The 18590-nt window shown below is 64.5% G+C and carries 16 protein-coding genes and 1 pseudogene; 9 read left to right on the plus strand and 8 right to left on the minus strand.

Annotated features, from left to right (window positions below; genetic code table 11):
• Window positions 1-27: 27 nt before the first annotated feature.
• Window positions 28-246: a hypothetical protein gene (locus ACSHT2_RS03935; protein ID WP_440640466.1), complete on the plus strand. Its 219-nt coding sequence runs from the start codon at window positions 28-30 to the stop codon at window positions 244-246.
• Between the two features lies 1 nt (window position 247).
• Here ACSHT2_RS03935 and tgt read toward each other — a convergent pair whose 3' ends face one another.
• Window positions 248-1393, minus strand: a complete 1146-nt coding sequence (gene tgt, locus ACSHT2_RS03940; protein WP_440640467.1) for a tRNA guanosine(34) transglycosylase Tgt — start codon at window positions 1391-1393, stop codon at window positions 248-250.
• 217 nt (window positions 1394-1610) lie between these two features.
• On the opposite strand from tgt, the gene ACSHT2_RS03945 reads away from it, so the two are divergent.
• From ACSHT2_RS03945 to ACSHT2_RS03960, 4 genes and pseudogenes are all read left to right on the plus strand, one after another.
• Window positions 1611-2795: a patatin-like phospholipase family protein gene (locus tag ACSHT2_RS03945; protein ID WP_440640468.1), complete on the plus strand. Its 1185-nt coding sequence runs from the start codon at window positions 1611-1613 to the stop codon at window positions 2793-2795.
• 135 nt (window positions 2796-2930) lie between these two features.
• Window positions 2931-3677, plus strand: coding sequence for a TetR/AcrR family transcriptional regulator (locus ACSHT2_RS03950; RefSeq protein ID WP_440640469.1), 747 nt, complete (start codon window positions 2931-2933; stop codon window positions 3675-3677).
• Between the two features lie 250 nt (window positions 3678-3927).
• Window positions 3928-4530 carry a PepSY domain-containing protein gene (locus ACSHT2_RS03955; RefSeq protein WP_440640470.1) on the plus strand — a complete coding sequence of 201 codons (603 nt, stop codon included), beginning with the start codon at window positions 3928-3930 and terminating at the stop codon, window positions 4528-4530.
• A 239-nt stretch (window positions 4531-4769) separates the two neighbouring features.
• A pseudogene (locus tag ACSHT2_RS03960) lies at window positions 4770-5630 on the plus strand (aspartate-semialdehyde dehydrogenase); the annotation flags it as partial.
• A 159-nt stretch (window positions 5631-5789) separates the two neighbouring features.
• Here the strand turns inward: ACSHT2_RS03960 and queA are convergent.
• The 5 genes from queA to coaD form a co-directional block, all read right to left on the minus strand.
• Complete coding sequence (gene queA, locus ACSHT2_RS03965) at window positions 5790-6857, minus strand: tRNA preQ1(34) S-adenosylmethionine ribosyltransferase-isomerase QueA (protein WP_440640471.1); 1068 nt, start codon at window positions 6855-6857, stop codon at window positions 5790-5792.
• Window positions 6858-6989: 132 nt separating this feature from the next.
• Entirely contained in the window at window positions 6990-7457 is a 468-nt protein-coding gene (locus ACSHT2_RS03970; protein ID WP_440640472.1) for a peptidylprolyl isomerase, read from the minus strand.
• Complete coding sequence (locus tag ACSHT2_RS03975; RefSeq protein ID WP_440640473.1) at window positions 7454-7864, minus strand: hypothetical protein; 411 nt, start codon at window positions 7862-7864, stop codon at window positions 7454-7456. Before ACSHT2_RS03975 ends, ACSHT2_RS03970 begins: the two co-directional genes overlap by 4 nt.
• An 8-nt stretch (window positions 7865-7872) precedes the next feature.
• Entirely contained in the window at window positions 7873-8436 is a 564-nt protein-coding gene (locus ACSHT2_RS03980) for a peptidylprolyl isomerase (RefSeq protein WP_440640474.1), read from the minus strand.
• A 36-nt stretch (window positions 8437-8472) separates the two neighbouring features.
• Complete coding sequence (coaD, locus tag ACSHT2_RS03985; protein WP_440640475.1) at window positions 8473-8970, minus strand: pantetheine-phosphate adenylyltransferase; 498 nt, start codon at window positions 8968-8970, stop codon at window positions 8473-8475.
• A 267-nt stretch (window positions 8971-9237) separates the two neighbouring features.
• Here coaD and ACSHT2_RS03990 point away from each other — a divergent pair, with 267 nt between their 5' ends.
• Window positions 9238-9495 carry a hypothetical protein gene (locus ACSHT2_RS03990; RefSeq protein WP_440640476.1) on the plus strand — a complete coding sequence of 86 codons (258 nt, stop codon included), beginning with the start codon at window positions 9238-9240 and terminating at the stop codon, window positions 9493-9495.
• 71 nt (window positions 9496-9566) lie between these two features.
• Here ACSHT2_RS03990 and gyrA read toward each other — a convergent pair whose 3' ends face one another.
• Together gyrA and ACSHT2_RS04000 are read right to left on the minus strand one after the other, a co-directional pair.
• Window positions 9567-12296 (minus strand): DNA gyrase subunit A, encoded by a 2730-nt coding sequence (gene gyrA, locus ACSHT2_RS03995; RefSeq protein ID WP_440640477.1) that lies wholly within the window; start codon window positions 12294-12296, stop codon window positions 9567-9569.
• 389 nt (window positions 12297-12685) lie between these two features.
• On the minus strand, window positions 12686-13180 hold the full coding sequence (locus ACSHT2_RS04000; RefSeq protein ID WP_061881761.1) for a single-stranded DNA-binding protein: 495 nt from the start codon (window positions 13178-13180) through the stop codon (window positions 12686-12688).
• 442 nt (window positions 13181-13622) lie between these two features.
• Here ACSHT2_RS04000 and ACSHT2_RS04005 point away from each other — a divergent pair, with 442 nt between their 5' ends.
• The 3 genes from ACSHT2_RS04005 (at window position 13623) to uvrA (ending at window position 18589) form a co-directional block, all read left to right on the plus strand.
• Window positions 13623-14390, plus strand: a complete 768-nt coding sequence (locus ACSHT2_RS04005) for an outer membrane protein (protein ID WP_440640478.1) — start codon at window positions 13623-13625, stop codon at window positions 14388-14390.
• Window positions 14391-14629: 239 nt separating this feature from the next.
• Window positions 14630-15319, plus strand: a complete 690-nt coding sequence (locus tag ACSHT2_RS04010; RefSeq protein WP_319334376.1) for an outer membrane protein — start codon at window positions 14630-14632, stop codon at window positions 15317-15319.
• Window positions 15320-15604: 285 nt separating this feature from the next.
• Window positions 15605-18589, plus strand: a complete 2985-nt coding sequence (gene uvrA / locus ACSHT2_RS04015) for an excinuclease ABC subunit UvrA (RefSeq protein ID WP_440640479.1) — start codon at window positions 15605-15607, stop codon at window positions 18587-18589.
• Window position 18590: the final 1 nt, after the last annotated feature.

Consider the following 18590-nt stretch of genomic DNA (forward strand, 5'->3'; position numbering starts at 1 on the left):
TAAATCTCAAGCAGAGAGGTCACCACGATGTCAGCAATTGCTGAAGTGTTGTCGACCGTCGCGCCGAACCGCGATCCTCGTTGCAGCGAGCTGCCGACCTGTCCCGTCTGCGCCGACTCCATGGTCGCCGCCGAAGCATCCGCCTACATTTCGGATCGCATGATCAGCTATCTCTGGACCTGCGACAATTGCGGCTATGGCTTCGTAACCAAGCACGCCCTGAAGCAGCGCTTCACCTGCAACTGATCTAGCGCGGGGCGATGTCGCCCCTCGCCCAGTCCTCGCGCGTGCGCTGATAGAACTCATCGAATCTTCCCTGCGCAATCGCATCTCTGATGCCCTGCATCAGGAACTGGTAGTAAGCGACATTGATCTCGGACAGCAGCATCGCGCCCAGCGTCTCGCCCGCCTTGACGAGATGGTGCAGATAGGCACGCGCGTAGTTGCGCGCCGCAGGCCATGAGCTCCCTTCGTCGAGCGGACGCGGATCGTCGGCATGGCGCGCATTGCGCAAATTCACCTGGCCGAAGCGCGTGAAGGCGACGCCGTGCCGGCCATTGCGCGTCGGCATCACGCAATCAAACATGTCGATGCCGCGCTTCACGGCTTCGAGGATGTCGTCGGGCGTGCCGACGCCCATCAGGTAGCGCGGGCGCTCTCTCGGCAGCAATGGTGCGGTCTCGTCGATCATCGCCAGCATCACCGCCTGCGGCTCGCCAACCGCAAGACCGCCGATCGCATAGCCATGGAAGCCGATCGCAACGAGACCTTCGGCGCTCGCATGACGCAGTTGGGGTATGTCGCCGCCCTGCACGATACCGAACAGCATGTAGCCGTCGGGGGCGCTCTCGAAGGCGCGCTTGCTTCTCTCGGCCCAGCGCAGCGACAATTGCATCGCGCGCTCGATGTCGGCGCGCTCTGCCGGAAGCCGCACGCATTCGTCCATCTGCATGGCAATGTCGGAGCCGAGCAAACGCTGCACCTCGATCGAGCGCTCCGGCGACAGCTCAACCTTGGCACCATCGATATGCGAGCGGAAGGTGACGGCGTTCTCGCTGACCTTGCGCAAATCCGCCAGCGACATCACCTGGAAGCCGCCGGAATCCGTCAGCATCGGTCCGTTCCAGCCGGTGAACCGCTGCAAGCCGCCGAGCGCGGCGATCCGCTCGGCGCTCGGGCGCAGCATCAGGTGGTAGGTGTTGCCGAGCACGATGTCGGCGCCGGCATCGCGTACCTCGCGCCAGTGCATTCCCTTCATGGCACCGGCGGTGCCGACCGGCATGAAGGCCGGCGTCCGCACCACGCCATGCGGCGTGTTCAGCCGCCCGGTGCGCGCGGCCCCATCGGCGGCGAGCAATTCAAAGTGATTGGGGAGATCATTGTCGGGATTCATGGCGGTGCTTATTGCGTGTCGGAGCAGGCCGATCAACCCGCCAGACCGGGCTCCCGGCCGACTTGTGCTCCAGACTGGGACACCAACCAGCGCAAGGATCGGTACCATTCACCCTTGCTAAACAAAACGACACAGTGTAGTTTCATCGCGGGGGCTGGACGAGATGCCGTGGCGAATTTGCCGGCGGCGGTAAATGCGTGATCGCCAGCCACCGACAATGCCCACCCCTCCATGTTCGACCGACGCATCCGTCCTCTCGCATGAACCGATCAGGCAGACAGTCGTCCGCCTGATCGGATCGCTGGTCCTGATGTGCGGCCTGGCGCTCGGCGCCTGCACCTCCCTGCCGCGCACGCCCTATACGGCCGCTGAAGCCGGCACATCGCGCGTGCTCGATATCGACGGCCTCCGGCGCTACGCGGACGATCCCGTCACGAAATTCGGCTTCGAAAAGTACAGCAGCACCGCGACCAAAACCTATCTGGCGCTATCCGGCGGCGGTGCTGACGGCGCCTATGGCGTCGGCGTGCTCAACGGCTGGACCGCGGCCAGAAACCGCCCCACCTTCTCGGTCGTCTCGGGCGTGAGCACCGGTGGCCTGATCGCGCCCTTCGCCTTCCTCGGCTCGCAATATGACGAAACGCTGAAGGAGGTTTACACCAGCGGCATCGCCGAGAGCCTCTTGAACGATCCCAGCATCGTGCGCGTGCTGTTCGGATCCGGCCTGTTCGGCAACACGCGCCTGCGCGAGCTGGTCGCGCGCTATGTCGGACCCGAGATCATGGCCCAGGTCGCGCGCGAGCATGCCAAGGGCCGGCAGTTGCTGGTTGTGACGACCGACCTCGATACCCAGCGCACCGTAATCTGGAACATGGGCAAGATCGCCGCGGTCGGAACGCCCGAAGCCCTGAAGCTGTTTCGCGACGTGATGGCGGCCTCGGCCAGCATTCCCCTGGTGTTTCCGCCGATCATGATCGACGCCGAAGGCGAGGGCCGCAAGTTTCAGGAGATGCATGTCGACGGCGGCGTAACGGCCCCGGTGCTGACATTGCCGGAGGCCCTGCTGTTCCAGAGCGGACGCCTGCCTGGCAGTGGGAGGATGGACATCTACATCCTCGTCAACAAGAAGATCGAGCGCAACTTCGAGATCGTCTCCAACGGCACCATCGACGTTGCCTCACGCAGCCTGTCGGCGATCACCCAGTCGCAGACGCGCTCGATCATCCTCTCGACTTACGATTTCGCCAAGCGCAACCGACTGGGCTTCCATCTCTCCTACATCGCGCGCGATTACCCCGCCCCGCCCTCGGAAGGGTTCGATACCACCTATATGCGGGCGCTGTATCAGTACGGATACGAGAAGGCCGCATCCGGCCAGGCCTGGACCTCGACGCCTCCGTGAGCCCGCGCGATGGAACGAGGCCGCATCGAGACCGTTGACGATACGGCCATTTCGGCCAGATTCGCGATGACGCCCCGGTTGCTGCGCGTTATAGAGCTAAAGACGACTGTCAGAAACGCGCAGGAATCATTGGGCATGGGATTGACTGCGACCAAGACAAGACCGGCAGCGCCACGGCGCGAAATGCCGAAATCCCGCGGCGGCCGGCCGACGAAAACCGCTGCGATCGAGCGCGACCAGCGGCTGATCGAGGTCGCCACCCGGCTTTTCCTGGATCGCGGCTTCGAGGCGACCTCGCTCGATGCGGTCGCGGAAGCGGCGCGGGTGAGCAAGCCCACGGTCTATTCGCGCTATGGCGACAAGCGCGGGCTGTTCGCAGCCGTGCTGAGGCGCGAGATCGCGCGCTGGCTCGCGCCGCTGTCGGCCGCGGCAGAGACCCAGCTGAGCAGCGCCGCGGACATCCCGGTCGAGCAGCGGCTGGTCGAGATCGGACGCGAGATGCTGACCTTCACCTGCGGCCCCGATGCCGTCGCCTTCAGCCGCATGATGACGGCGCAGGCCATCAACTTCCCCGACGTCGCCAAGCTCGGCAAGGAGGAAGGCTGGCTCAAGGCCGTCGCCACCACGGCGCGCTTCTTCGATCTTCTAGTGGCGCAAGGTGCGCTCGATGTCGAAGACACCACCATCGCCGCCGAGGTGTTCCTCGACGTCGTCGTCGGTCACACCCACCGCATGGCGACGTTCGGAACGGCGCTGGAGCTGAAGGCCGCGGAAAAGCGCATGCGCGCGGCGATCAAGCTGTTCCTGGCGGGCGCGCTCGGGCCTGCCGACCGCGTCCAGAACGTCCCTAAAGTCACGCCGCGGCGCCGCTCCTCCCGCTGACAATTCCGTGAGGTTGCGATCTTTCCCCAAGAGGGCCGGCGCAGGGTCATTGACCAAAATAAAACGATACGGTATGGTTTAGTTGTAAGTTGGTACGGCCGCTTTTTCACCAGCCCCAAAGAGGTCCGGACCGCTTCGATCGTCACGGCAGGTACAGCCCGCCGCGGCGCTCCGCGGCCGGCCTTTGCCCAAGGCCGGCCGCGAATTCTTTACGATCATCCGGCACACTCGCAGGCCGAGGGTTTCGAGCATGACGACAGCCAGACGACGGACCTCGCAACTGCTTGCGATCGCCTTGCCCGCGCTGCTCCTCGCCGCACCGGCGCAGGCGCTCGTGACCGCGAGCACGCCGACCGCGCTCCACAACGACACAGATGGTGATGCTGAAGCAGACCGCCAGGCAGTCGGCCGCGAGATCGAACGCTTCCGCAGCTCGTCGATCACGATCAGTCAGGCCATGGCGATTGCGGAAGCCCGCCATGCCGGTGCTACCACCGCCGATGTGAGTTTCGACGGCGCTTCGGACGTGCCGGTCTACCGGGTGAAGACCCTGCACAACGACCGGATCTGGCGCCACACCATCAATGCCGCGACCGGCGAGCTCGTCGGTGGCGAGGCCGCCCTGCCCCTCAGCGAGCTCGACCACGAGGATCGCAGCAACCTCGCAGCGCTCGGTGCGATCAGGCACCGCCTTGCCGATGCCGTGCGCGTCGCCGAGCGCGCAGCCTCGGGCAAGGCCATCAGCGGTGGCCTCGTGCGCGAACGCGGCCGGCTCAATTTTGCGATCGTCGTGATCAGCGGCGACGACCTCAAGGAGGTCATCCTGGAGCCACCCCGCGCCCGGGCCAGATAGGGACAGGTTGTCCCCGGCACCAACCGGGGCGAAAAGCCATTGACGGCCGCAAGACTCTCCAGCATAAGTCGCCGCCATGTTCACGACCACCAAACGCACGACCAAAACCACCACGGCCTCAGGGGCCCGGGGAGGCGTGCGCGCGTAGTCGTCGACGAAAACGCATCAGCTCTACCGAAGCCCCGCCCTCGATGGTCCGGGGCTTTTTTGTTGTCTGGATTTCAAAAGCAATGGAGGACATCGAGGAGCTGGCCGAGCGCGCCTTCGAGGGCGTCGACATTGCCCTGTTCTCCGCCGGCGGCAGCATCTCCAGGAAGTTCGCGCCGATCGCGGTCAAGGCCGGCGCGGTGGTGGTCGACAACTCCTCCGCCTTCCGCATGGATCCGGACGTGCCGCTGGTGATCCCCGAGATCAACGCCAGCCGCATCCGCGACCACAAGGGCATCATCGCCAACCCCAACTGCGCCGCGATCACCGCGCTGGTGCCGCTGTGGCCGATCCACCAGCAGAACCGCATCAAGCGCCTCATCATCTCGACCTACCAGGCGGCCTCCGGCGCAGGTGCCGCCGCAATGGACGAGCTCGTCGAATCCACCCGCGCCAACCTCAACGGGCAGGCCTATGCGCCCAAGGTGATGCCGCATCCCTACGCCTTCAATCTCTTCAGCCACAACACCGCGGTCGATCCCGATACCGGCTACAACGACGAAGAGACCAAGGTCATCAAGGAAACCCGCAAGATCTTCGAGGACGAGTCCATCGCAGTCGGCGTCACCTGCGTCCGCGTGCCGGTGCTGCGCGCCCATTGCGAGGCTATCACCTTCGAATGCGAGAAGCCGATTACCGAGGAGCAGGTCCGTGCCATCATGGCGCAAGCGCCGGGTGTGAAGGTCGTCGACGATCGCGCCAGGAACTACTTCCCGATGCCGATCGACGCCTCGGGCCAGGACGATGTCCTGGTCGGCCGCATCCGCAAGGACCTCAGCGACCCCTCCGGGCATTCGATCTCGATGTTCGTGGCGGCGGACCAGCTGTTGAAGGGCGCGGCACTGAACGCAGTGCAGATCGCGGAGCTGTTGCCGCAGCGGGTGATGGCGTAGCACATTCTCTATCCGTCATCCTGAGGTGCGAGCCGTGCAGCGCAAGGCGCTGCACGGGGAGCCTCGAAGGATGCACGGCCGAGGTGTCGCAGCGGGGCCGTCGCCCTTCGAGGCTCGCCGAAGAGGCGAGCACCTCAGGGTGACGGTGATAGATTTGCTCTACGCTCGAAACAGCAAACACGCATCGCCGTACGAATAGAACCGGTAGCCGTTCGCGATGGCGTGCGCATAGGCCTGCTGCATCGTCTCGAGCCCCGAGAAGGCCGAGACCAGCATGAACAGCGTCGACTTCGGCAGATGAAAATTGGTCATCAGGACATCGACCGCGCGGAAGCGATAGCCGGGCGTGATGAAGATCGAGGTCTCCGCCGCGAAGGGCCGGATCGTGCCGTCCTCGGTCGCGGCGCTCTCCAGCAGCCGCAATGACGTCGTGCCGACCGCAACGATGCGGCCGCCGTTCTTTCGCGCGGCGTTGAGCTGCTCCGCCGTTTCGGCCGAAATCGTGCCCCACTCGGCGTGCATCTTGTGGCCCTCGGTGTCGTCCACCTTGACCGGCAGGAACGTCCCTGCCCCGACATGCAGCGTCACCCGGTTGAGGCCGACGCCGCGCGCGCGCAACGCCAGCTCCAGTGCCGGCGTGAAATGCAGCCCCGCGGTCGGAGCCGCCACCGCGCCCTCGTTCGCCGCGAACATTGTCTGGTAGTCCGCAAAATCCTGATCATCGGGCGTGCGCTTCGAGGCGATGTATGGCGGCAGCGGCGGGCTGCCGAGATCGGCGATCGCCTGGTCGAGCGCCGGGCCATGAAACGAGAACGACAGCGTCACCTCGCCTTCGCTGCCCTTGGCCTCGACTTCGGCATCGAGATGGCCGAGCAGGCAGACCTTGCCTTCATTGCCGAAGCGGATGCGGTCGCCGGCCGTGAGCTTTTTCGCCGGCTTCACCAGGGCCTGCCAGCGCGAGCCGTCGAGGCGCTTGATCAGGGTCGCCTCGATCTTCGGCTCGGTCTCGCGACCGATGCGGCGGCCCTTCAATTGCGCTGCGATCACCTTGGTGTCGTTGACGACGAGCTGGTCGCCAGGCTTCAGCCACTGCGGCAGGTCGGAAATGACCTGATCCCGCAGCGCGCCGTTCTCGACGACCAGCATTTTCGCGGAGTCGCGCGGGCTCGCCGGACGCAACGCGATGCGCTCGGGCGGCAGGTCGAAATCGAAGAGATCGGTACGCATGTCTCACTGTCGCCGTCATTCCGGACGCCGCGCATCGATCGCGGCGATCCGGAATCCCGGGATTGCGGCGCGAGATTTCTCAGGTGCTCAATTGCGCACCATAGCTCGCGCCAAGGCGCGCCCCGGAATGAGTCACTGTTCCTTATCAGCCGCCATCCGCGCCTTGACGATCTTGTCGGGATTCATCACGGGCTCGCCGCGCTTGATCTTGTCGACGTTCTCCATGCCTTCGGTGACCTTGCCCCAGACCGTGTACTGGTTGTCGAGGAAGCGGGCGTCGTCGAAGCAGATGAAGAACTGGCTGTCGCCGGAATCGGGGTTGGCGGCGCGGGCCATCGAGGCGGTGCCGCGCACATGCGGCTCCTTGTTGAACTCGGCCTTCAGCTTCTTGCCGGTGCCGCCGGTGCCGGTGCCGTGCGGGCAGCCGGTCTGCGCCATGAAGCCCTCGATCACGCGGTGGAACACGATGCCGTCATAGAAGCCCTCGCGCACGAGCTCCTTGATGCGCGCGACGTGGCCGGGCGCGAGATCGGGCCGCATCTCGATGGTGACGGGGCCCTGCGTGGTCTCGAGGATCAGGGTGTTTTCGGTGACGCTCATGCTCGTCTCTCTTGTGTTGGGGGTGAAGTCTTCCGGTTGCGGAACTGGATCGCGAATGGACGTCCCGCGGCGGCGCCGGCCATTGCATCGGTAAATGGCATCGGCGTGCAGCGTTGCAACGCCTCCATCACCGCGATCCGGTATTGCAGCCGGTCATTGTCGGAGGCCTCCGCGGATTCATAGGTAATCCTCGGATGGCCCAGAATGTTTCCGGCCCGGTTAAAGCTCACCACGACAGTGATGTCGAGTGGGCGCGCCTTGGCCGGCGACGGCGGTCTCCAGCAGGTGCGCAGGTGCCGGAAGATGTCCTGGATGGTGTTGACCTGCGCGTCCTCGGCGGCCGTATTTGAGACGCCGAGCAGCAGCATCGCGGCAACCAGCAGGAGCTTGCCACCGCGGCGCGCCATGGCCGCTCCTATTTGATGTCGGAGGCGACTTGAACCTTCACCATCTTGTCGGGATCGGTCACCGAGCCGCCTGACGAGCCCGGGGGCGCCTTCTTCAGCTTGTCGACGACGTCCATGCCCTGCACGACCTCGCCGATCACCGTGTACTGGCCATCGAGGCTGCCGCCATCGGCGAACATGATGAAGAACTGGGAGTTGGCGCTGTCGACACTGTCGCCGCGACGGGCCATGCCGACGATGCCGCGGGCGAAATGCACCTTGGAGAATTCCTGCTTCAGGTTCGGATATTTCGAGCCGCCGGTGCCGTTGCCGTTTTGACCATCACCTGTCTGCGCCATGAAGCCGTCCATGACGCGGTGGAACGGCACGTTGTTGTAGAAGCCCTCGCGCGCGAGCTGCTTGATACGCTCGGCGTGCTGCGGCGCGATGTCGGTCCTGAGCTTGATGACGATGCGGCCCTTGGTGCTGTCGATGACGATGGCGTTGGCCTTGTCGAGGTTTGCCGGCAATTGCTGCGCCACCGCCGGCACCGCGAACAGAAGCGCGGCAAGAACTGCGAGAATTCGGATCATGACAACTCCGGTCAGGATGAGAAAGGAAGCGGGCCGTTATCCGGCGAATTTTGCCTTGAGCTGTGCCGCGACCTGCGGCGGGACAAAGGCCGAGACATCCCCGCCCATGCCGGCGATCTGGCGCACCAAAGTGGCGGTGATCGGGCGGACCATGGGGGAGGCCGGCAGGAAGACCGTATGCACCTCGGGCGCCATCGCCTCGTTCATACCGGCGAGCTGCATCTCGTAGTCGAGGTCGGAGCCGTCGCGCAGGCCCCGGATCATGATCGTCGCGCCGTACTTGCGCGCCGAGGTGACCGATAGATCGTCGAAGGTCACGGCGTCGAGCACGCAGCCGGCCTGGGATGCCACCGGCCCACAGACGTCACGGAGCATCTTCAGCCGCTCCTCGGTCGAGAACAGCGGCTTCTTGCCCGGGTGCACCCCGATCGCGACCACGAGCCTGTCGCACAGTGAAACGCTGTGCCGGACCACGTCCAGGTGGCCGTTGGTGATGGGGTCGAAGGAACCGGGATAGAAGGCAATGCGCGGCATGGCTCCCTCCTACCGCGCCCGGACCGGCCCGGCAAGCCGGGCGGGTTCCTTGTCCGTTTGCGGCCCGTCACCCGGAAAATGTCTCGCGGATGGGTCGGGCGACGCCTTTTGTTTCGTCCTCGGGCGGCCACGAAACAAAACGGAGCGCGAACGAAACCATTTCCCGCATCGGCGAAGACGTCCGGAAACTGGCCATGGTTACCAATCCGGTCAACGAATGACGGGCCGCACGCTGGGCGTGAGCGGCCGCATCACAGGGGACCGTCAATGATCAAGACCCTTTCAGCGATCGCACTCTCTGCATGTGTTGCCGCGGCCCTCACCCTCCTGCCCGGCTTCGCCCCCACCGTCGAGGCCAGCGTGCCGCAGCCGCTGGCCAAGAGCGACCGGCTCGACATCCGGAACATCGGGAAGGACTGCTCGCAGCAGGCCTGGCCGAACTTCGAGGCATCGTGCCTGCGCCGCGCCGGCACCAAGGCGAATGTGCGTGAGGCGCGCCTCGTGACCGCCGACCGCACCCCGTAGCCGAGGTCCGGCGATGTCGTGCCGGCTAAGCGGTTCGTAGTGCAGCGCGATTCGGGCTAAGAGGCTGAACGTTACTCGCCGTTCGCGCCGTTGCTCTCCGCCTCTTCCGTGATGTGCTCCACCGAGACGACATGCTCGTCCTCGGCGGTGTCGAACACGATCACCCCTTGCGTCGAGCGGCCGGCGATGCGGATGCCTTCGACCGGGCAGCGGATGAGCTGGCCCTTGTCTGTGACCAGCATGATCTGGTCGGCGTCTTCCACCGGGAAGGAGGCAACGAGGTTGCCGTTGCGGTTGTTGACGCTCATGGCGACGATGCCTTTGCCGCCGCGGCCCGTGGTGCGGTACTCGTAGGACGAGGTCCGCTTGCCGTAGCCGTTGACGGAGACGGTCAGCACGACCTGCTCCTGCGCCGACATCTCGGCATAACGCTCCTGCGACAGCTGGAAGCTCCCGGAGGTCTCATCGGCCTCGGCATCGGCCGGAGCCTCTTCCGCCGCGGCTTCGCCGGCCACTGCTCGGCGCATCTTCAGGTACGCCGAGCGCTCGTCGGACGCGGTCTCGACATGGCGCAGGATCGCCAGCGAGATCACCTTGTCGCCCTCGGCAAGCGCGATGCCACGCACGCCCATCGAGGTGCGTCCGGTGAACACGCGCACGTCGGTGACGGGGAAGCGGATGCACTGGCCGCCGGCAGCCGTCAGCAGCACATCGTCGCGCTCGGTGCAGATTTGCACGTCGACGATTGCTTCGGTGTCATCGAGCTTCATCGCGATGATGCCGGAGCGGCGGACGTCGACGAAGTCGGACAGCTTGTTGCGCCGGACGTTGCCGCCCGTGGTGGCGAACATCACGTCGAGCTGCCCCCAGGTGGATTCGTCCTCCGGCAGCGGCATGATGGTGGTGATGCGCTCGCCCTGCTCGAGAGGGAGGATGTTGATCAGCGCCTTGCCGCGCGCGTTCGGCGCGGCCATCGGCAGACGCCAGACCTTTTCCTTGTAGACCTGACCGCGCGAGGAGAAGAACAGCACCGGCGTGTGCGTGGAGGCCACGAACAGGCGGGACACAAAATCCTCGTCGCGGGTCTGCATGCCGGAGCGGCCCTTGCCGCCGCGGCGCTGCGCCCGGTAGGCCGACAGCGGCACGCGCTTGACGTAGCCGGCGTGCGAAACGGTGACGACCATGTCCTCGCGCTGGATCAGGTCCTCGTCCTCGACCTCGCCCTCCTGCTCCATGATCACTGTGCGGCGCGGCGTGGCGAACTCCGCCTTCACCTCGGCAAGCTCGGTCTTGATGATGCCCAGCACGCGCTCGCGCGAGCGCAGGATGTCGAGATAATCGGCGATCTCGCCGGCGAGCTTGTCGAGCTCGTCGCGGATTTCGTCACGGCCGAGTGCGGTCAGGCGCTGAAGGCGCAGATCGAGAATAGCCCTCGCTTGTTCCATCGACAGCCGGATCGTGCCATCCTCGCTCATGCGGTGACGCGGATCGTCGATCAGCGTCAGCATGTCCTCGACGTCGCGGGCCGGCCAGTCGCGCGACATCAGAGTGTCGCGGGCGGTGGTCGGGTCGGGCGAGCTCCGGATGACGCGGATCATCTCGTCGATATTGGCGACCGCGATCGCGAGACCGACCAGGATATGCGCCCGATCGCGCGCCTTGGCGAGCAGGTACTTGGTGCGCCGCGTGACGACTCGCTCACGGAAGTCTACGAAGATCGTCAGCAGGTCCTTCAGATGCATGATCCGCGGACGGCCGCTGTCGAGCGCCACCATGTTGACGCCGAAGCTCGTCTGCAGCGGCGTGAATTTGTAGAGCTGGTTCAGCACCACATCCGGCACGGCGTCGCGCTTCAACTCGACGACGACGCGGTAGCCTTCGCGGTCGGATTCATCGCGCAGGTCGCCGATGCCCTCGATCTTCTTTTCCTTCACCAGCTCGGCGATGCGCTCGACCATCGTCGCCTTGTTCACCTGGTACGGAATTTCGGTGATGATGAGCGCCTCGCGCTCCTTGCGGATGGTCTCGATCGCGACCTTGCCGCGCATGACGACCGAGCCGCGACCGAGGTGATAGGCGGCGCGGATGCCCGCGCGGCCGAGAATGACGCCGCCGGTCGGGAAGTCAGGTCCCGGCACGATGTTGATGAGTTCGTCGATGGTGAGCGCAGGGTTGTCGATCAGAGCGACGCAGGCGTCGATGACCTCGCCGAGGTTGTGCGGCGGGATGTTGGTCGCCATGCCGACCGCGATGCCGCCCGCGCCGTTGACGAGAAGGTTCGGGAACTTGGCCGGCAAGACCGACGGCTCGGTCTCGTTGTTGTCGTAGTTCGGCTGGAAGTCGACGGTGTCCTTGTCGATGTCGGCCAGCAGCGCCAGCGCCGCCTTCGTCAGGCGCGCTTCGGTGTAACGATAGGCGGCCGCCGGATCGCCGTCGACCGAGCCGAAATTGCCCTGGCCGTCGATCAGCGGCACGCGCATCGAGAAGTCCTGCGCCATGCGAACCATGGCGTCGTAGATCGATTGGTCGCCGTGCGGGTGATATTTACCGATGACGTCGCCGACCACGCGAGCGGACTTGACGTACTTCTTGTCGGGTGTGTGCCCCTGCTCGTTCATCGAGTACAGGATGCGGCGGTGCACCGGCTTCAGACCGTCGCGCGCATCGGGCAGCGCCCGCGCCACGATCACGCTCATGGCATAGTCGAGATAGGACTTCTTCATCTCCTCGAAGATGGAGACGGGGCGAATGTCCGTGGGATGCGCCGGCTGGTCGCCGGGCTTGTTGTCGTCGTCAGCCAAGGGGAAATCCGGTGAGGTTTATCTGGGAATCATATAGCGTATCGAGGGTCGGATAACTACCCTCGCGGGCGACCGAGAAGCGCTTTTTCCGCTTATTCTTCCAGATACTTACGGCTCTGGGCAAGGCATCTCCGACACCCCTGGAAATAGCTTCGCGGAACCGCGTCCAGCACCTCGGAAAACCGCGCCGCCCGACGCGCCCACCAGCCCGTTCGCAGCGGTCAAGAGCCGCGGTGCGCCATGGTCTCAATGCCGGATGAGTTTGAATTCAAGCCGAACATGAAGCGGGCCCGGAAAACCCGAGCCCGGCCCGTCGACTAGGCAGAATTGCTGACATGACACGCCAAGCTCCGTCCGCTCGGCGCGTCTCGATAGCGCGATCCGCGTCCTCAGAACGGGATATCGTCGTCCATGTCGCTGTTGCGGCCGCCGCCGGCGGCAACGGGACGGCGCGGCGCGCTGCTGACGGGACCGGAGGAGCCGAAATCGCCGCCCGGTTCGTCGCCGAAGCTGCCGCCTCCACCGCCGCCACCGCGACCGTCGAGCATTGTCAGCGTCGAGTTGAAGCCCTGGAGCACGACCTCGGTCGAGTACTTCTCGACGCCGCTCTGGTCGGTCCATTTGCGGGTCTGCAGCGCGCCCTCGATGTAAACCTTCGCGCCCTTCTTCAGATACTGTTCGGCAACCTTGCAGAGCCCTTCATTGAAGATCACGACGCGGTGCCACTCGGTCTTTTCCTTGCGCTCGCCGGTCGCCTTGTCACGCCATGTCTCCGAGGTGGCGATGCTCAAATTCGCGATCGGCCGCCCGTCCTGGGTACGGCGGATTTCAGGATCCTTGCCGAGATTTCCAACCAGAATGACCTTGTTGACGCTTCCCGCCATCGCCGCTCTCCACTCCGAATGCCACTGAATTTCAAAAGGGCGAATCCCGCTGCCCGCGTTCCTCTGCGCCCTGTTGAGGCGACCCTATACGCTTGCAGGCACCGATCAGCCCGCCACCCAAAAGGTTATCCCCACATATAGCATCCCGCTCGGCGCTGTTCCAGATTTGTTCTTCGCGCCGAAAGCACGGAGCAGATGCTGGCCGCTCGCGCGGCTGACAATGGAACCCGAATGGAACTTTTCCGGGTTCCCGAGCAGGACGAAAACCGCTTAACATTCATCAAGTTGCAGCCACTTCAATCAGTGGGCGACTGTGGCATTTCGGAGACGGATTTTGTCCGTTCCTTTGGCTATGATCGCCTTGGAATTAGTTCATATGGGCGTCGCGCCTGATCAGCCGCTTCGGGCACTTCGAGAAGCGGGCGAAACTGGGGAGACTGCAATGAATAAGATTCTTTTTGGTACAATCAGTGCAATAGCGTTGGGGCTGGCGGCTCCAGCAAACGCGGCGGATCTTGCCGCCCGTCCCTACACCAAGGCTCCACCGCCGATTGCCGCCATCTACGACTGGAGCGGCTTCTACATCGGCATCAACGGCGGCTACGGCACAAGCCGCAAGTGCTGGGATCTCGTGACCGCGGGGACCGGCGTACTGACTGGCGAGGGCTGCCACAATGCGACCGGCGGCACCGTCGGCGGCCAGGTCGGCTACCGCTGGCAGTCGACGAACTGGGTGTTCGGCTTCGAGGGCCAGGGCAACTGGGCCGACTTTACCGGCGACAACATCAGCGCGGTGTCTGGCCTTCGCAACCAGTCCAAGATCGACTCTTTCGGTTTGATCACCGGGCAGGTCGGTTACGCCTGGAACAACGTGTTGCTCTACGTGAAGGGCGGCGCCGCCGTCGTCGGCGATCGCTATCGGACCTACGATGTGGCGACCGGCCTCGAGTTCGACCGGGCCAACGAGACGCGTTGGGGCGGCACGGTGGGCGTGGGCGTCGAGTTCGGATTCGCGCCAAACTGGTCGGTCGGCTTCGAGTACGATCACATCTTCCTCGGTCACCGCACGATCGACTTCACCGGATCCGGCAATTTTGCCACGGCTCCGCTCGGTGCTTTCACGGCCTCCGATCGCATCGGCCAGGACGTCGATCTCGCCCTCATCCGGGTGAATTATCGTTGGGGCGGTCCGTTGATCGCGAGGTACTGATATCCCGCTGATATTGTTGGAGATCAAAAGGCCGGCCTCGCGCCGGCCTTTCTGTTTTGGGCGCAAATGTCGAAGGGGTAATGAGTCAATAACCATTACCTTTTGTGGCATTGTGTCTTTTCGGAGACACAACTTGCGGCTTTGTTGATGTAAGCACAACCCCAGTTGGACGTTTGAGTCCGCTGCCCTTCCGGTCACGGAAGGCAACAACAGAAACTGGGACTGGGATTTAGTTAAAGATGAAGAAGGTTTTGTTGGCTTCGGCCTGTTTGTTCGCTCTTGCGGCTCCCGCTTCGGCTGCTGATCTCGCAGCCCGCCCCTACACCAAGGCTCCTGTGGCTGTTGCCTCGGTCTACAACTGGACCGGCTTCTACATCGGTATCGTCGGCGGTGGCGCTTGGGAAGCCAGTTCGGGCGACCCAAAGATGCAGGGTGGCTTCGTCGGCGGCACCGCCGGTTACAACTGGCAGACCGGCAACGTCGTGTTCGGCATCGAGGCTGATGGTGCCTGGGCCGATGTCAGCGCCTCGGCGGCTGGTACGGTTGTCGTCCCCGGCCTCGGTGTCATCCCGGTTTCGGTGACCTCGAAGACGGATGCGATGGGCACCGTGCGCGGCCGTATCGGCTGGGCCGTCAACAACGTCCTGCTCTACGGCACCGGCGGCTACGCCTGGATCGACAACAAGATCACTGCCACCGCGGGCGCCGCCTCGGTCTCCGACAGCAAGTTCCACTCCGGCTGGACCGTCGGTGCCGGCGTCGAAGCGTTCTTCGCTCCGCAGTGGTCGGTCAAGGGCGAGTACCTCTATCGCAGCCTCGGCGGCGAGACCTATTTCTCGGGCGCCGTTCCCACCGGCACGCTCAACTTCCACACCGTGCAGGTCGGCGTAAACTATCACTTCGGCGCCCCGGTTGTTGCCAAGTACTGATCTGAAGTACTGATCGCGACCGACGTCACCTCGTCACGAAAGGCCGGCTTCGCGCCGGCCTTTTTTGTTTTGGCGGGCACGTCCCGTACAGTTCCACCGCTTCTGCTGCCAGGTGCCGCCAGCGCGCCAACAATCCGTTGACGATTCGCAAGTCGCACTGGAAATCCGCCGCCGTTCTTCCTACGTTCGCTGCCATACCCATCGGCGCCGTTCCCGGTTCCGGGCGAAGCGCGCCTTCAACATTGGCGCGATCGCGCGTCTTTGGATTCCTTAAGGACCAGCGGGATGGACGAAGTGATCAAGGCGAAGCGCCAACAACAGAACGCGGGCTCCAGCCTGCGCGCAATTACGATCCGTGGCGCGCGCGAGCACAACCTCAAGAATATCGACGTCGAGATTCCCCGCGACAAGCTGGTGGTGTTCACCGGCCTCTCCGGTTCCGGCAAATCCTCGCTCGCCTTCGACACCATCTACGCCGAGGGCCAGCGCCGCTACGTCGAATCGCTGTCGGCCTATGCCCGCCAATTCCTTGAGATGATGCAAAAGCCCGACGTCGACCAGATCGACGGCCTGTCGCCGGCGATCTCGATCGAGCAGAAGACGACGTCGAAGAACCCGCGCTCCACCGTCGGCACCGTCACCGAGATCTACGACTATATGCGCCTGCTCTGGGCCCGCGTCGGCGTACCCTATTCGCCGGCCACGGGCCTGCCGATCGAGAGCCAGACCGTCTCGCAGATGGTCGACCGCGTGCTGGCGCTCCCCGAAGGCACCCGCCTCTATCTGCTCGCGCCGGTCGTGCGCGGCCGCAAGGGCGAGTATCGGAAGGAGCTCGCCGAATGGCTCAAGAAGGGCTTTCAGCGCGTCAAGATCGACGGCACCTTCCATGAGCTCGCGGAAGCGCCGACGCTGGACAAGAAATTCCCGCACGACATCGACGTCGTCGTCGACCGCATCGTGGTGCGCTCCGACATCGGCCAGCGCCTTGCCGAGAGTTTTGAGACCGCGCTGAAGCTTGCGGAGGGCCTCGCCGTCGTCGAGTTCGCTGACGCGCCGGCGGCCGCGCCTGCGGAAGAGAAAGAGAAAAAGAAGACCGCGAAGATCCACGACAAGAGCGGCCCCGAGCGCATCCTGTTCTCGGAAAAGTTCGCCTGTCCGGTCTCCGGCTTCACCATCCCCGAGATCGAGCCGCGGCTGTTCTCGTTCAACAATCCCTATGGTGCCTGCCCGGCCTGCGGCGGCCTCGGCGTCGAGCAGCATGTCGACGAGGATCTCGTCATCCCCGAAAAGGATCTGACGCTACGCAAGGGCGCGATCGCGCCCTGGGCCAAGTCGTCATCGCCCTATTACGTGCAGACGCTCACCGCGCTCGGCAAGCACTACAAGTTCACGCTCGACACCAAGTGGAAGGATCTTCCGAAGAAGACGAGAGACGCGATCCTCTACGGGTCCGGCGACGATGAGATCAAGTTCTCCTACGAGGACGGTGTTCGCTCCTACGACACCAAGAAGCCGTTCGAGGGCGTCATCACCAACATCAACCGCCGCTATCGCGAGACCGAGAGCGAGTGGGCCCGCGAGGAGCTGGCGAAATATTTCCACGACGTGCCCTGCGAGGGCTGCAAGGGCTTTCGGCTGAAGCCCGAGGCGCTCTGCGTCAAGGTCGGCGGCAAGCATATCGGCGAGATCTCGGAGCTGTCGGTCAGAAAGGCCGGCGAGTGGTTCGCGAGCGTGCCTGATACGCTGAACAAGCAGCAGAACGAGATCGCCGGCCGCATCCTGAAAGAGATCCGCGAGCGCCTGACCTTCCTGCTCGACGTCGGCCTCAACTATCTCACGCTATCCCGCTCCTCCGGCACGCTGTCCGGCGGCGAGAGCCAGCGCATCCGCCTCGCTTCGCAGATCGGCTCGGGGCTGACGGGCGTGCTCTACGTGCTGGACGAGCCGTCGATCGGCCTGCACCAGCGCGACAATGCCCGCCTGCTCGACACGCTCAAGCGGCTTCGCGACCTCGGCAACACCGTGGTCGTGGTCGAACATGACGAGGACGCCATCCGCCTCGCCGACTACGTCCTCGACATCGGTCCCGGCGCCGGCATGCATGGCGGCCACATCGTCGCCGAAGGCACGCCCGCCGAGATCATGCGCAACCCGAAATCGCTGACCGGCAAGTACCTGACCGGCGAGCTCGAGGTCGAGGTGCCGGAGCGGCGTCCGCCGAACCATCGCCGCACCATCAAGGTGGTCAACGCGCGCGGCAACAACCTCAAGAACGTCACGGCGGAGATCCCGCTCGGCCTGTTCACCTGCGTCACCGGCGTCTCCGGCGGCGGCAAGTCGACGCTGCTGATCGACACGCTCTATCGCGCCATCGCGCGCAAGCTGAACAATGCCAGCGAGGGCGCCGCGCCCCACGACCGCATCGAGGGCCTCGAGCACATCGACAAGATCATCGACATCGACCAGTCGCCGATCGGCCGTACCCCGCGCTCCAATCCGGCGACCTACACCGGCGCCTTCACGCCGATCCGCGAATGGTTTGCGGGCCTGCCCGAATCCAAGGCACGCGGCTACGAGCCAGGCCGCTTCTCCTTCAACGTCAAGGGCGGCCGCTGCGAGGCGTGCCAGGGCGACGGCGTCATCAAGATCGAGATGCACTTTTTGCCCGACGTCTACGTCACGTGCGACGTCTGCAAGGGCAAGCGCTACAACCGCGAGACGCTCGAAGTGCTGTTCAAGGGCAAGAGCATCGCCGACGTGCTCGACATGACCGTCGAAGAGGCTGCGGAATTCTTCAAGGCGGTGCCGCGCGTCCGCGAGACGTTCCAGACCCTGCACCGCGTCGGCCTCGACTACATCCATGTCGGCCAGCAGGCGACGACCCTCTCGGGCGGCGAAGCCCAGCGCGTGAAGCTGGCAAAGGAGCTGTCCAAGCGCGCCACCGGCCGCACGCTCTACATCCTGGACGAGCCCACCACCGGCCTGCATTTCCACGACGTCAAGAAGCTGCTGGAAGTGCTGCACGAGCTGGTCGCGCAGGGCAACACCGTCGTCGTCATCGAGCACAATCTCGAAGTCATCAAGACCGCCGACTGGGTCATCGATCTCGGCCCCGAAGGCGGCGACGGCGGCGGCGAGATCGTGGCGTGGGGCCCGCCCGAAGACATCGCGAAAGCGCCGCGGAGCTATACCGGGAAGTTCTTGGCGCCGGTGCTGGAGAAGGCAAGGAAGCCAAAGCGGAGACGCGCGGCGAGCGAGGCGGCGGAGTAGG

This window comes from Bradyrhizobium sp. PUT101, from assembly GCF_052043945.1.
Lineage (GTDB): Bacteria > Pseudomonadota > Alphaproteobacteria > Rhizobiales > Xanthobacteraceae > Bradyrhizobium.